Consider the following 13904-nt stretch of genomic DNA (forward strand, 5'->3'; position numbering starts at 1 on the left):
TTTTGTAGTACCCCAGTTTTTGGCCTGTTTGCGGCCTGCTTTTTATGGAATTTTCATATGTGAGATTTTTTCCTTTTTGCTAAATTTTATTTACTGCCATGTGTTTTGGGAAATAAAAAAATGTTATAATGCTCATTTTTTAAGGTATGCATGAATCTTAAAAGTATTAAATTTTTGTTATTGTCTTATTTTGGCATCGCATTAATTGGCTCATTCCTCCTCTCCCTGCCTTTTTCTCACAAGGGTCACATCAGCTTCATTGATGCATTTTTCACTGCCACAAGCGCGCTTACCTGCACAGGACTCATCATCAAAGACACAGCCCTAGATTTTACCTCCACAGGACATGTCATCATTTTGTTTTTGATTCAGCTTGGGGGATTTGGTTATATGACGATGCTAGGACTCATTTATCTGCTCTTTCGCAGACGCATGGGAAATGCTGAGAGAAACATCCTCAAAGAGGCGCTCAATCACGCAAATTACGACGATCTCACCGACTTCATCAAAAAGATTCTTATTTATGTATTTTTTGTAGAGCTCATTGGAGCCATTTTATTAAGCATTGATTTTAGCCTGCGCTTTGGTCTTGCTGATGGCATCTGGTATGGGGTTTTTCATGCCATCTCTGCTTTTAATAATGGTGGTTTTTCTGTCTTTCCCAATAGTCTGATTGATTTTCGTACCGATGTGTTGGTCAACACTGTGATTTGCGTGCTGATTTTTTTGGGTGGAATTGGCTATATTTGCCTAGTAGAGCTGCGTTTTTTTCTGCTTAACAGAGTCACAAAACAAAGAAAACATCGCTTCTCTTTGCATTTTAAAATTGTCTTTAGCGTGAGTATTTTGCTCATTGTGCTCTGTGCGATGATGTTGCTTGTTTTAGAATGGGATAATCCTGAGACCTTTGGGAGTTTTGGATTTTTTGAGAGGATTATTGCTGCGGTTTTTAGCTCTGTGAATTATCGCACCGCTGGCTTTGTGTCCTATGATATGTCTGGCTTGAGGGATTCCTCGCTGTTTTTTTCCATCATTTTCATGCTCATTGGTGGCGCTCCTGGTGGGACTGCCACAGGCATCAAGGTCACTACCATTGCCGTGCTCTATGCTTTTGCTCGCAGTGTATTTACCCGCAGTGAAGTGAGGCTTTTTAATCGTGCAGTCAGTGAGGAGAGCATCCAGCGGGCATTGATGGTGTTTATCATTTCTGGTGTTTATTTTCTGGGGCTTTCTTTGCTATTGACGCTCATTGAGCCTAAGACGAATTTTTTTGCCCTGGTGTATGAGGTCAATGCAGCTTTTTCCAATGTAGGGATCTCTACTGGCGATGGTGGAATCTTGTCTTTGAGTGCGAGCTTTCATGATGCGGGAAAATCCTTGATTATTTTGTCCATGATCCTTGGCAAGGCTGGGGTGATGATCTTTACCTTGGCGTTGTTTGGGAGTGCTCAAGAAAGTCGTATCAAATACCAAAAAGAAAAAATTATTTTATAAAAGAGGATGGAATGAAGAAAACCTATGCAGTGATTGGGCTTGGGAAATTTGGTGCTTATATCGCAAGAGGATTGGTGGAGCAGGGGGAGAGTTTGATTATTTGCGATAATTCTCAAGAAAATTTCAGGGATTTTCGCGAGGATGTGGAGGATTTGTATGTGCTGGATTCTACAGATGCCAGCGCGCTCAAAGAAGCGGGCGTGAGTGAGCTTGACATCACCATCGTTTCCATCGGTGAGATTGAGGCCTCTATCCTCACGGTGATGGCGCTAAGGGAGCTTAGCAATCGCAAGATCATTGCCATGGCTACCAACAAAACCCATGGGCACATCCTAAGCAAAATTGGCGCAGATCAGGTCATTTATCCTGAGCGAGAATCTGCTAGCCGCCTGCTTACAGAATTGCTCACTTCAAAAGCGGATGTTTCGCTCATTAGCGGAAATTTCAAAATGTGCAAAGTCCTTGCAAGCGATATTTTTGGCAAAAGAAAAATCAAAGAGATTGAGGAATCTAGCATCAAAAAAGATGAGAGTGGCAAGGTAATCCAAGAAATCAAGATTATTGCCATCAAGCGCAGGGATTATTGGGACATGCACCTCGATCCCAATTATGAAGTTTCTAATGAGGATTTTGTGGTATTTGTAGGAAATGATAGGGCTATTGATTTTTATGTCGCCAAATTTGAAAAATTATAACCCATTGCATCCGTATTTGATTGAGTTTTAGCGCGAGTTTTCACAGGGTTTGTTAGCTTTTTGGCTAGTGTCTGGCTGGTTTTTATGTGTGAGATACTGCGCCACTCCTGAGCATCAAGGGTTTTGGCGGCATTGATAGGGAATTGGAGAATTTTGTAAAGAGAGTTTGGGATTTCCTTCTTTTTTGTAGCAAAAATGAGGATGAGATTTTGTAAAAATTCACAGGTTTGGCCTTTTTGAAAAACTCTTTGGTATAATGGCGAAAAATTGAGAATTTTTTTCCAGAAGGGGTGAAATATGGGTAATTTGCTTCTTGTAGAAGATGATTTAGAAATTCAGAGGTTGATTGTCACTTATCTTAAGCAAGCCAATTTTGAGGTCATTGCCACTGCTTCTTCCTCAGAGGCGTTGGAGATTTTGGAAAAGCAGAAAAACATTGATTTATTGATCTTGGATTTGACTCTGCCAGAGATGAATGGCCTTGAGTTGTGTAAAAAAATACGAACTTTTTCTAGCATCCCCATCATCATTTCCAGTGCGCACGCAGATCTTTACAACAAAATCCAAGGATTTGAGAGGGGGGCAGATGATTATCTCTCCAAGCCCTATGAGCCTGCAGAGTTGATTGCTAGGATTCATGCGCTCTTGCGTCGTTTCAAGCCCAAGGAGTTAGAATTTGACAATCTTAGCATTAATATCCAAAAGCGCGAGGCTTTGCTTGATGGCAAGAGAGTTAATCTCACCAACATCGAGTTTGAAATTTTGATTCTTCTCATTGAAAATCGGCTCTATCCTGTCTCTAGAGAAGCCATCGTTAGTGCCATTAGTGCTATTCGTGAGGAAAGTTCTTTGCGCAGCATTGACACTCATGTGCGCAACCTTCGCACCAAGCTTGGCGATTCTGCCAAGGTGCCTAAATTCATCCAATCTGTATGGGCGATCGGATATAAGTTTTGTCTCTGAGAAGCTTACGCCTTAATTTTGTTTTTTTTTTTTTGGTGGCCTGCCTTTTTATCTTCATTCTCTGGTTTGAGATGGGGAAGTTTGTCGAGAATCATCAAAATGAACGACTAAAAAACGATACCTTTCTCTTCATCCATAGCATCACATTTCTCCATGGCAAAAGAGATTTCACAGGCATGGATGATGTGATTAGAGAGTTTGACTACAGGCTTATTTCAGAGGTCCCAGATGATGTCGCCACCCTTTTTTTCAACGAAAATGCAAATCCTAGGGTTACGATTTTTAAAAATGCTAGTTATGTAGGATTTTTGCTGGAGTATCCCAATAGGAATTTTGTAGCCATCAAACAAATCAATCGGATGTTTTGGGAGGAGTATTTCCTGCAGATATTGTTGCTTCCCATAGCACTTATACTCATCATCTTTCTTGTTATGTTTTATGCGACCCTAAATCCCATAGAGCGCTTGATTCAGGCGCTCAAGGCTTCTAGGGATGGAAATTTTAATTTTCCCATCTCCGCTAAACCAAAAGGTGAGATTGGTAATCTCATCCAGCTATTTTCAGAAGAGCAGCGCACAGTCTCTAGGATTCTCAAGACTCGAGAACTAATGCTCTATGGCATCGGGCATGAATTGCGCACCCCCCTTGCAAAAATGAAGCTTTTACTTGGGATTAAGTCTCATTTGGATGGCAATGACAAAAAATTGCAAAAATACATCATGGATCTGCAAAAAATTTGTGACAATCTTTTGGAATTTGAAAGCATCCACAGCGGCAATCTCACGGTGAATAAAAAAGATTTTTGTTGCACGGATTTGTTGCTAGAGGCGCTTAGTGGTTTTGAAGAGGAGGAGAGCAAAATCTCTGTGGATATAAAAGAGAGATTCCCTATAAGGAGTGATTTGCACCTACTTTCTATAGTGGTCAAAAATCTCGTTGAAAATGCGCTAAAATACTCCAGCGATGGGAAGATTGCCATTGGTGTGCAGGATTTCAAAATCCGTGTTAGCAACAAAGGCTCGCCCCTAGAGCATGAAATTGAATATTATCTCAAGCCCTTTTATCGCGATGTCAAATATGACCAAATCGATGGATATGGTTTAGGGCTTTCTATTGTTAGTGAAATTGTTGAGGTTTTGGGGATTGAATTTGAATATTTTTATGCTGATGGGATGCATCACTTTCAATTAAATTTTAATAAAAATATGGATGGAGATAAGAAGAAGCTTAATGCGGGTATGTAATATTATTTTCAAAGATTTTGATCAATTGCGTAGAGAGTTGATTGCACATAATGTGCAGAAAGTTAGCAAGGAGCAGTTTTTTGTGCAGATTTTCATGGGGGTTGCAGACAAAAACATCGCTAAAGAACTCCTAGATTTTTTTGATACTGCGCTAGATTGTAGGGTTTTGCTCGTCCAGAGTGGGAGGGAAACCATCGTATCTGGTAATATTTTCTCATCACAAATCCTCATTAGCATCAGCTGCTTTTCGCATTCTACCTTGAAGCGGGCTTATTATCCCGCAGATAGGGATATTGATGAGATTGCTAGAGACATCCGAGAAAATCTTGCGAGTGAGAAAACAAAGCTTTTAGTGGTATTTATTGCCTGTGGGAGTTTTTATCATCAGGATTTGCTAGGGGCGATCAAAAAAGAACTCCCTAGTTTACTGCTTTGTGGAGGGAGATCCCACCCCTATGACATGGGCACTATGCAGGGTCTTATCGGGGATAATGATGGGATTTATGATCATGGCATGATTTGCCTTAGCATTGATTCTGAGATTCTTTCTGTGCAAAGTGATTTTGTTTTTGGCTGGGAAGACATCGGCCTTCCGCTAAAAATCACCAAAAGCCAGCACAACATCGTTTATGAAATCAATCACAAAAAAGCTATCGAGGTTTTTGAACATTATCTGGGCAAAACCGCATTGGAGAATCTGCATGCTACCACCTACATTTTTCCGCTCATTTATAGGGTCAATGGCGTTCCCATTGCGCGTGTAGCCATGAAAATTTGCCAGGATGGCTCTGTGGTATTTAATGACAATATCCCTGAAGGAACTGAGGTAAAATTTGGCTTTGGATTGATGGAGAATATCTCGCGCAATACCGAGCTTGCCTATGCCAAGATCCCCAAAAATGTCGAGGGCATTTATATGTATTCTTGCATTGGTCACTTGATGTTTTCTGGCAAGGAGGGTATGGAGAGTATTTTAAAAATCTTTCGTGACGAGCCCGCACTCTGTGGATTTTTTACATTTGGTGAGATTTATTCTTGCAGAGATCAAAATGTATTTTTGGGCTTGACTAACACCTTTTATTGTTTGTGTGAGGGGGATTTTGAAGAGAGTCAAAAGCCCTCTCTCCAAAAAGCTAGAGCAAATCTAGATAAGGGTACTCTTGTGATGAGCACATTGGCCAATCTCATGCATAGGGTCAATCAGGAAGTGATGGAGGTGACGAAAAATTTTGAGACCTATTATGAATTTGTGGATGAATTGATGTTTCATATCATCGCAGATGCGGAATTAAACATCCTTTATAGCAACAAAAGGATTAGCCAGGTTTCCCTTTATGACTTCAGTCAGGTGCAGGGCAAAAACTGCCTGGAATTTGTCGATGCACAGACGCGTGAAGAAATCACTCATCGCATTCTTCCTATCTTGGCAGAGAAGGGGCAGTGGAGTGGGAAGATTTACCAATATCGCAAAGACGGCACGCCCTATTATGTCAAAATGATCATCAAAGCCATCAAGGATAGAGAGGGAAATGTGATGCGCTACATCATCGGGCAGATGGATGACACTGCTGATGAGCTCAAGCGCATGGCATTGGAGAGTGAATCGATATTTCTCAAGCGCAGTGATGAGGAGCGCCGATATTTGCTCGATCAATATCAAAGCATTCTTGATAAAAATCAAAGCTTTTTTCGATTGGATCTCAATCGTAATTTTATTTATGGCAATGAGATTTTTTTAAAAATCACGGGATTGAAGTTAGAAGAGATTTTGGGAAAGAATATTTATGATTTTATTCCCGTGAATGAGCAAAGGCAATTTGATAAAATCAGCAAAGATCTGGTAGAGAAGGGGTATTATGAAGGAGTGTTGGAGTATACACGTAAGGATGGTAAGAAAGTTTATATACAAAGCGCGGCTTATTTTATCAAGGACTTAAATGATATTCCCTTTGAGATTATCGCTGTAGGCGTGGAGATTACGCAAATTATTGAGGGTGTGAAGGAAATTGAATCCATCCAAAAAGATGTGATTTATTCGATGGGGGCAATTTGTGAGGGGAAAAGCCGCGAGACAGGAAATCACATTATCCGAGTAGCAGAGTATTCTGCCCTGCTAGCAGAGCTATGTGGCTGCTCTAAAGAAGATCAAGAACTCCTGCGCATTGCCTCTCCCATGCATGACATCGGAAAGGTGGGGATCTCTGATGCCATTCTCAATAAATCTGGGAAGCTCACCCCTGAGGAATTTGAGATTATGAAAACCCATACTACAATTGGAGAGGAAATTTTCAAAAATTCCAATCGCCTGATCTTAAGGGCTGCAGGGGAGATTGCGGGAAGCCATCATGAATGGTGGAATGGGGAGGGGTATCCTAGAGGGATCCAAGGAGAGGAAATCCCATTATTTGGCCGCATCACTGCACTTGCTGATGTTTTTGATGCGCTAAGTAATGATCGCTGCTACAAAAAAGCCTGGCCGCTGCCAAAGGTGTTAGAGTATGTAAAATCCCTGCGGGGCAAGCAATTCCAGCCAGAACTCTTAGATTTGTTTTTGGAAAATCTTGATCGTTTCTTAGAAATTGGCAAGAAATACCAGGACAAAAATTCATCCTCCCTTTTTGCTCAAAAAGAAGAGAGTTGCGGGGGGGGGGGCACTAAACACTCTAGTCGCTCTAACCACCGCCTCTCTAACTCTGCTATAAAAAATCAGCTACAACCCCTTTGTGGGATGGTTTCTATCAGTGATTGGCAGAGAATATCAGTGGAAGAATAGCCAAAATAAATCGCCTATAGAATGGCTATTATTTGCGAGGCCTGTAGGCAGTCAAACTCATTTACAAAATCAGGGGGTGTTTTGTTAAGCATCTAAGCTTGCTTTAGGATTTTTGGCATTTTTGTTTTTTTCATAAATTTTTGCATATTTAGTAAAAGAACCCAGCGCATGGAACCACGCGATTACAAAGCCCTTGTAGCCATATTTCCACCCAAAACGCAAAAAATAATCCTTGAAAAATACCCAGAAAAATCGAAAAACCGCCTTTTGCATGGAGGAATTTTTGCTGCTTTCCTGTGCGCCAAGATCGGTGTAGTTTTGGAGTTTAGAGATGAGGTCAGAGATGTTCTGTGCTGTGTAGTGTTTGAGATGGATGGGGAGTTTTTCACGCTTGGTGTTTTCTTTTATTACGAGGCTCTCATGCACGAGATTGTTGCTAAATCCTGTGTGATGCTTGCAAAAAAGTCTCCATACAAAATCTGGATACCACCCACAAGCTTTGATCCACTCGCCATCGTAGTGATTTTTGCGATTGATGGCATAGATGCAGTGCGGATCCAAAGAAAGCCTAGCAATCAAAGCACAACCTTCTTCTTCTAAAATTTCATCCGCATCAATGCTCAAAATCCAGTCATGTTTTGCATGGCTAATAGCAAGGTTTTTTAGCGCTCCAAATCCAAGGAAGGGACTGGTGAAAATGTGCACATTGGGGAATTTTTGTGCGATTTCTAGCGTGGCATCGCTGCTTTCATTATCCAGTAAAATGACTTCATCAAAATTTATAAGTGCCTGCAGGCATTCTTTTAGGGTCCTTTCTGCATTTTTTGCGATGATGCAGACGCTGATGTTTTTGAGATTACTCATTGCTTTGGGGCATGGGCACTCGCAAAAAGCTATGAGCAGGGAGTTTGGCAGGAAGCTTGATGCTATGGAGATTGCCGCTATGAATGACATCTAGCTCCTTTTCTCCTGCTAGGATCTTATAAAGCACCAAAAAAAACCTCCCCCCATCTTCATAGATTCTTCCAATTTCATTTTCTATCAAGGGGAGCTTGCAATCTAGTGGTGCAACGATTTCTAAAATATCATAGGGGCGCGTGGTAAATTTGCACATAAAGCCTTCCCCATTTTCTAGCACCTCGCCGCAAACCTGATAATTTCCCCCGCTAATGGCGGTGCGGTGGTTTTGGGTGTTTAGGCGCTCAAAGGGGCGGCGAATGATGTAGCCATCAGTAAATCCGCGGTTTTTGAGTGTGTTTAACTCGCTTTGATAGAGTTCTTTGCGATTGTTTTGCGCATAATAATCTTCTATTGCCATTCTATAGGTGCGCGCAGTGATGCCTGCATAATAGGTGGATTTGGTGCGCCCTTCAATTTTTAGTGCATCAATTGCCCCAGAATCTAAAATTTCTTTGAGGTGAGAGGCGAGATTGAGATCTTTGGAATTAAAAATATGCGATCCGATGCCCTCCTCTTCTTCGATCTTAATCATCACATCATTATCTGGTGCCTTGATGAATAGCTCATTTTTAAAAGGTATGAGTTTATCACTTTCAGGATCCCTTACAAAATATTCATAATCAAATCTGCAATCATTGGCACAACTCCCACGATTGGGCACACGCCCATTTTGCAAAGAAGAAATTAAGCAGCGCCCAGAAAATGCAAAGCACATACTTCCATGTACAAAAATTTCTATCTCAAGATTAGGTAGCTGTTTTTTGATTTCTATGGCATCTTTAAGGCTCATTTCTCTAGCAGCCACGATTCTGCGTACACCCATTTCATAGAAGACCTCCGCGTCTAAAACATTTAGCACATTGGCTTGGGTGGAGAGATGGATGGGGATTTGAGGGGCTAATTTTTTTGCCAGGCGCACCACGCCAGGAGCAGCGATAATGAAGGCATCAGGCCCTAGCTCTGCCATTTGAGAGATGTGGCGCTCTAAGAGCTTGATTTGATGATTGAAGGGGAAGCCATTGACTGCAGCAAAGACCTTTTTGCCATGGCTGTGCGCATAATCAATGCCTTGAGCGAAGGTATCAAGGTCGAAATTTTTCCCCGCGCGATTTCGCAGGGAAAAATGGCTCACACTTCCATACACCGCATCTGCGCCAAAATCTAGCGCGATTTTAAGCTTAGTGAGATCGCCTGCAGGAGAGAGGAGCTGTACTTTTTTCATGGATTTTTCCCAAAGGAATTAATGAGCTTTTCGATTTCATCTTGGGAGAAGGTGTCTTTTGTGTCATCGCCGACAATATGTCGTGCTGGGGCAGATCTGCCAACTTCCTTGCTTTCAAAGAGGCTATTGACATATTGTACGAGGGATTGGATGATGTGGATGATGCGATTGATTTTTTGCTGATAGATGTCTTGGAATTGCATTGCATTCATAGCATTATTGATGCTCATGTCACAATCATTGATTTTGTCCTCCAGGCTTTTGATGAGCGCTAGATTTTGTTGGGTTTCTTCTAGTGCGCTGCTAAAGATCTGGATATTGGGAAATTTGCTGGATAATTTTTCAAAGATTTCTTTTTGGGAGTTAGCGTATTGGGAGATGCTCTTTAGCCCATCAAGCAGCGCCATGTTGGATTCTTGGATCCCTTCTAGCTCCGTGAATACTTCATTGGCATGGATTTCTGAATCCTTTGCCACTTCATCAAGCTGAAAAATCACCTTGTGTTGATTGTCCACAGGCAAATTCAAAGATACCTCCTTATCTTTGGATTTTGAAGATTCCTTGCTTTCTTCTTCTTTTTCTTTTATCTCCTCTTCTGCCTCCTTGGCATCTTTTAGCTCTTCTTTGATTTCCTCTGGGAGTTCTTCTATCTCTTCTAGTGCTTGCTCTGTGTTTTCTATCTCTTCTAGTGCTTGCTCTGTGCCCTCACTCCCTTCTCCTAGATCCTCTGATAGCTCTTCTACCCCTTCTTCTTTCTTGCTCTTCTTTGATTTTTTTGATTTTTTTGCATTTCCTTCCCCTAGCTCTGCTTTGAGAAGCGCATCCAATTCTTCTTGATTCATCTTTTCTCCTTTGTTTTAGAAATCAATACTCCCTCAATAATACTATCAATATCCCCATCCAAAATCGCTTCGACATTGCTATAGGCAATATTGCTGCGATTGTCTTTGACTTGTTGGTAGGGGCTTAGTACATAGCTGCGGATCTGATGCCCCCAGCCGATCTCGCTTTTTTCCTGCGTGGCCACGGAGCTATTTTGCTTTTCGCGCTCAAGCTCATAGAGTTTGCTCTGCAGCATTTTGAGCGCACTGGCTTTATTTTTGTGTTGCGAGCGATCATTTTGACATTGCACGACGATGCCTGTGGGAAGGTGGGTGATGCGAATGGCAGATTCTGTTTTGTTGATATGTTGTCCGCCTGCACCACTTGCGCGATAGGTGTCAATCCTTAGATCCTTCTCTTCAATGTCAATTTCTATATTGTCATCTAGCTCTGGGCTTACTTGCACGCTTGCAAAGCTGGTGTGGCGCTTGGTGTTGGCATCAAAAGGACTGTTTCGCACCAGACGATGCACTCCACTTTCTGTTTTCATATAGCCATAGGCATTCTCCCCCTTGACTAAAAAAGCCACACCCTTAATCCCAGCCTCCTCGCCATCTTGATAATCCAAAATCTCAGCCTTAAATCCCCTGCGCTCACACCATCGCAAATACATGCGATACAAAATACTCCCCCAATCCTGGCTCTCCGTGCCTCCAGCACCTGGCTGGATGGTCACAATGGCATTTGCCCCATCATGCTCTCCGCTTAGCATCACCTCAATCTCGACTTTTTTAATCTCTTGTTCTAGGTTTTGGGATTCTGCAAACAAAAGCTCTAGTGTATCAGTGTCATTTGCAGAGATCTCAAAAAGTTCCCTAGCATCATCGATGGAATTTTTGGCATTTTGGTAGGTGGCAAGCATCCTCTCTATTTTTGATTTTTCTTTTCCTATTTCCCCGGCTCTTTTTGCATCATTCCAAAAATTTGGATCTTGCTGTAGTTTTTCAATTTCACAAAGCCTTTCTTTCAGGGTATCGGGTTTGATGATTTTATGAATGCTATCCACCTTTGTTTTGAGGGTTTTGAGTAGCTCGCTATACTCATAAGAATCCATATTACTCCTAACTTTTTATTGAAAAAAATTTGGCAAGATTCTACCAAAAAACTCTGATTTTATCATCAATGATTGTTGGGAATGAGAAAGGGAAAACATGTGGATTGGCAGGAAAAAATCTTGGGAAATTGGTGAGAATGAGGTCAGTGATGAGGGGGTGTATCAGGCCCGCCGTAAGATCTTGAGAGATGCTGCATTATTGGGATTGGGTAATGTGATGTTTGGGGGAGGATTATTTGGGCAAGAAGCTCCCGTTCTACAAGGCCTCAAAGGAGATGCGCAAATCCACTACAAACAAAATAAAAATTATGTTTTAGAGAACATCACTCCCTATGAGAAGGCCAGCACGTACAATAACTTTTATGAATTTGGAATGCAAAAAGATGATCCCGCCCGTTATGCCAGTGTTTTGCAAACTTCTCCTTGGGATGTGGTGATAGATGGAGAAGTACAAAATCCTATGAAGATTTCGATAGAAAAGATTCTGCGGACAATGCCCCTAGAGGAGAGGATTTATCGTTTTCGCTGTGTGGAGGCTTGGAGTATGAATATCCCTTGGGTGGGATTTGAATTAAGGCATTTGCTCTCTCTTGCCAAGCCTATGATGCAGGCAAAATATGTGGTCTTTGAAAGTGCCAAACAAGAAAGCATGCCAGCGGTGAAAAATCCACGCCTTGTGTCTTTCATGCAATTTCCCTATATTGAGGGATTGAGGATTGATGAGGCGATGCATCCATTGACTCTGCTTTCTGTGGGAATGTATGGGCGTAAGCTCCCCAATCAAAACGGTGCCCCCCTAAGGCTTGTGGTGCCCTGGAAATATGGATTTAAAAATATTAAGTCGATTGTGCGCATCACCCTTACCAAAGACCAGCCCACCAGCACCTGGGAAAAGCTCGCAGCAAATGAATATGGATTTTATGCAAATGTCAATCCCGATGTCCCTCATCCTAGGTGGTCGCAGGCAAGCGAGCGCTTCATTGGAGAGGGATTTTCTCTAAGACGGCAGAGGACACAGATGTTTAATGGTTATGGGGAGGAGGTGGCTAGATTGTATGCAAATCTTAACTTGGAGAAAAATTACTAAATTTTTTGAATCCCAAGGGATTTTTATCATGGTCTCTTGTTTCTACTTGCAAACAGAGCCCAGAGGGGTTTTTTGGGTTTTGTTCCTGAGATTTCATAACCGCACAGAAATAACGAGTTTTGTAAACAAGAGATAAATCAATAGAAATATTTTTACTAATCAGAAAATTTTTATGCCTCAAGCATACAAATGGTAACATTTTAGAATTTCCTCAAAAAATCCACGAGTTTTTCATTTTTTTGCCAGAAAAGTAGATTATCATATACAGCGACAAACAACAACAAAGGAGAGATAATGATAAAGTGGAATAAAGCCGACGTGATGTGGATGTTAAGTCTTTATGGGACTGCGATTGGTGCGGGCGTATTGTTTTTGCCTATTAATGCGGGGATGGGGGGATTGATCCCTTTGATTGTGATGCTAGTGCTTGCATTTCCTTTGACTTTTTTGACACATCGCGGACTGTGTCGCTTTGTATTGGGGGGATCAGATAAAAACGAGGATATTACAGTGGTGGGGGAGAATTACTTTGGCAAATTTGGAGGGGTTGTGCTTACATTCCTTTATTTCTTTGCTATTTTTCCCATTTTGCTTGTGTATAGTGTGGGAATCACCAATAATATCAGCAGTTTTTTTGTGCATCAATTAGAACTAGAGGAGCCCAATCGCCTACTGCTTTCTTTCTTGGTGGTGAGTGTTTTGATGCTGGTGGTGAGCTTTGGGGAGGAATTTGTGATTAAAATCATGTCTGTGATCGTATTTCCCTTCATTGCCGTGCTTGTTTGCATTGCATTGTGGCTCATTCCCAAATGGAATACAGCCCTTTTTGAAAATATTAGCTTTAATGGCGTGAATGGAGAGAGTTTGTGGATTGTGATGCTTTTAATTTTGCCCACAATGGTTTTTGCCTTCAATCATTCTCCTATTATTTCCTCGCTCGCTGTGCATTGCAAGCAAAGCTATGGATCTGATGCAGACAAAAAGGCTTCTAGCATCATTGCAGGGAGCAATGTTTTGATGGTGATTACGGTGATGTTTTTTGTATTTTCTTGTGCAATGTGTTTGAGTCCCATGGATTTCAAAGAAGCAAAAGAGCAAAATCTCCCCATTCTTTCTTATCTGGCTAATCATTTTGAAGACATGAAAACTTTTGCCATGGTCGCTCCAGTCATTGCATTTGTTGCAATGGGAAAATCATTTTTTGGACATTATTTGGGCGCGCGTGAGGGACTTAATCACATCTTGCTTTCTCTCACAAATCACAAGATCTCTCTATCCAGCGCGAATAAAATTACGGTGTTGATTACATTTTTTGTTGCCTGGTTTGTTGCATACAAAAATCCCAGTGTCCTGGATATCATCGAGAGCATTGGTGGGCCCATTTTGGCCATCATTCTTTATTTGATGCCGCTTTATGCCATCTACAAATTCCCGCAATTGCGCCAATATAAAAATTTGTGGCAGAACCTGCTTGTTTTATTCTTTGGTTTGATTACAATTTCAACTGCAATCTATAAATTATTTTAAAGG

General features: G+C 41.5%; 10 protein-coding genes and 1 pseudogene. 7 read left to right on the forward strand and 4 right to left on the reverse strand.

Features of this window, described 5'->3' with window-relative positions; all coding sequences use genetic code 11:
- Nucleotides 1-150 precede the first annotated feature (150 nt).
- The 5 genes from DQN48_RS01435 (at nucleotide 151) to DQN48_RS01455 (ending at nucleotide 7169) form a co-directional block, all read left to right on the forward strand.
- Complete coding sequence (locus tag DQN48_RS01435) at nucleotides 151-1494, forward strand: potassium transporter TrkG (RefSeq protein ID WP_013022614.1); 1344 nt, start codon at nucleotides 151-153, stop codon at nucleotides 1492-1494.
- 11 nt (nucleotides 1495-1505) lie between these two features.
- Entirely contained in the window at nucleotides 1506-2189 is a 684-nt protein-coding gene (locus DQN48_RS01440) for a potassium channel family protein (protein ID WP_013022615.1), read from the forward strand.
- Between the two features lie 297 nt (nucleotides 2190-2486).
- The gene (locus DQN48_RS01445) at nucleotides 2487-3152 is read left to right on the forward strand and encodes a response regulator transcription factor (protein ID WP_013022616.1); all 666 of its coding nucleotides are present in this window, start codon (nucleotides 2487-2489) and stop codon (nucleotides 3150-3152) included.
- Between the two features lie 71 nt (nucleotides 3153-3223).
- Nucleotides 3224-4396, forward strand: coding sequence for a HAMP domain-containing sensor histidine kinase (locus tag DQN48_RS01450; protein WP_013022617.1), 1173 nt, complete (start codon nucleotides 3224-3226; stop codon nucleotides 4394-4396).
- Entirely contained in the window at nucleotides 4383-7169 is a 2787-nt protein-coding gene (locus DQN48_RS01455) for an HD domain-containing phosphohydrolase (protein ID WP_170118050.1), read from the forward strand. The genes DQN48_RS01450 and DQN48_RS01455 overlap by 14 nt, the downstream gene beginning before the upstream one ends.
- A 405-nt stretch (nucleotides 7170-7574) precedes the next feature.
- On the opposite strand, the pseudogene DQN48_RS07895 reads toward DQN48_RS01455, so the two are convergent.
- The 4 genes and pseudogenes from DQN48_RS07895 to prfB all read right to left on the reverse strand — a co-directional run.
- Nucleotides 7575-8033 (reverse strand): annotated as a pseudogene (locus DQN48_RS07895) (glycosyltransferase family 2 protein); the annotation flags it as partial.
- Nucleotides 8026-9351, reverse strand: a complete 1326-nt coding sequence (locus DQN48_RS01465; protein WP_013022620.1) for a peptidase U32 family protein — start codon at nucleotides 9349-9351, stop codon at nucleotides 8026-8028. The gene DQN48_RS01465 and the pseudogene DQN48_RS07895, both read right to left, overlap by 8 nt.
- Complete coding sequence (locus tag DQN48_RS01470) at nucleotides 9348-10193, reverse strand: hypothetical protein (protein ID WP_013022621.1); 846 nt, start codon at nucleotides 10191-10193, stop codon at nucleotides 9348-9350. The genes DQN48_RS01465 and DQN48_RS01470 overlap by 4 nt, the downstream gene beginning before the upstream one ends.
- Entirely contained in the window at nucleotides 10190-11287 is a 1098-nt protein-coding gene (gene prfB, locus DQN48_RS01475; RefSeq protein ID WP_013022622.1) for a peptide chain release factor 2, read from the reverse strand. Before prfB ends, DQN48_RS01470 begins: the two co-directional genes overlap by 4 nt.
- Nucleotides 11288-11384: 97 nt before the next feature.
- On the opposite strand from prfB, the gene msrP reads away from it, so the two are divergent.
- Both msrP and DQN48_RS01490 read left to right on the forward strand, forming a co-directional pair.
- On the forward strand, nucleotides 11385-12374 hold the full coding sequence (msrP, locus tag DQN48_RS01480) for a protein-methionine-sulfoxide reductase catalytic subunit MsrP (RefSeq protein ID WP_013022623.1): 990 nt from the start codon (nucleotides 11385-11387) through the stop codon (nucleotides 12372-12374).
- 294 nt (nucleotides 12375-12668) lie between these two features.
- A complete protein-coding gene (locus DQN48_RS01490) occupies nucleotides 12669-13901 on the forward strand; it encodes an aromatic amino acid transport family protein (protein ID WP_013022624.1) in 1233 nt (410 codons plus the stop codon).
- The last annotated feature ends 3 nt before the right edge of the window (nucleotides 13902-13904 follow it).

The organism is Helicobacter mustelae (assembly GCF_900476215.1).
Taxonomy (GTDB): domain Bacteria; phylum Campylobacterota; class Campylobacteria; order Campylobacterales; family Helicobacteraceae; genus Helicobacter_H; species Helicobacter_H mustelae.

Coding starts and splice junctions, on each gene's coding strand:
- DQN48_RS01445 (WP_013022616.1), top strand. CDS start 2,487: ATGGGTAATTTGCTTCTTGTAGAAGATGATTTAGAAATTCAGAGGTTG.
- prfB (WP_013022622.1), bottom strand. CDS start 11,287: ATGGATTCTTATGAGTATAGCGAGCTACTCAAAACCCTCAAAACAAAG.
- DQN48_RS01465 (WP_013022620.1), bottom strand. CDS start 9,351: ATGAAAAAAGTACAGCTCCTCTCTCCTGCAGGCGATCTCACTAAGCTT.
- DQN48_RS01470 (WP_013022621.1), bottom strand. CDS start 10,193: ATGAATCAAGAAGAATTGGATGCGCTTCTCAAAGCAGAGCTAGGGGAA.
- DQN48_RS01440 (WP_013022615.1), top strand. CDS start 1,506: ATGAAGAAAACCTATGCAGTGATTGGGCTTGGGAAATTTGGTGCTTAT.
- DQN48_RS01450 (WP_013022617.1), top strand. CDS start 3,224: ATGGGGAAGTTTGTCGAGAATCATCAAAATGAACGACTAAAAAACGAT.
- DQN48_RS01455 (WP_170118050.1), top strand. CDS start 4,383: ATGCGGGTATGTAATATTATTTTCAAAGATTTTGATCAATTGCGTAGA.
- msrP (WP_013022623.1), top strand. CDS start 11,385: ATGTGGATTGGCAGGAAAAAATCTTGGGAAATTGGTGAGAATGAGGTC.
- DQN48_RS01490 (WP_013022624.1), top strand. CDS start 12,669: ATGATAAAGTGGAATAAAGCCGACGTGATGTGGATGTTAAGTCTTTAT.
- DQN48_RS01435 (WP_013022614.1), top strand. CDS start 151: ATGAATCTTAAAAGTATTAAATTTTTGTTATTGTCTTATTTTGGCATC.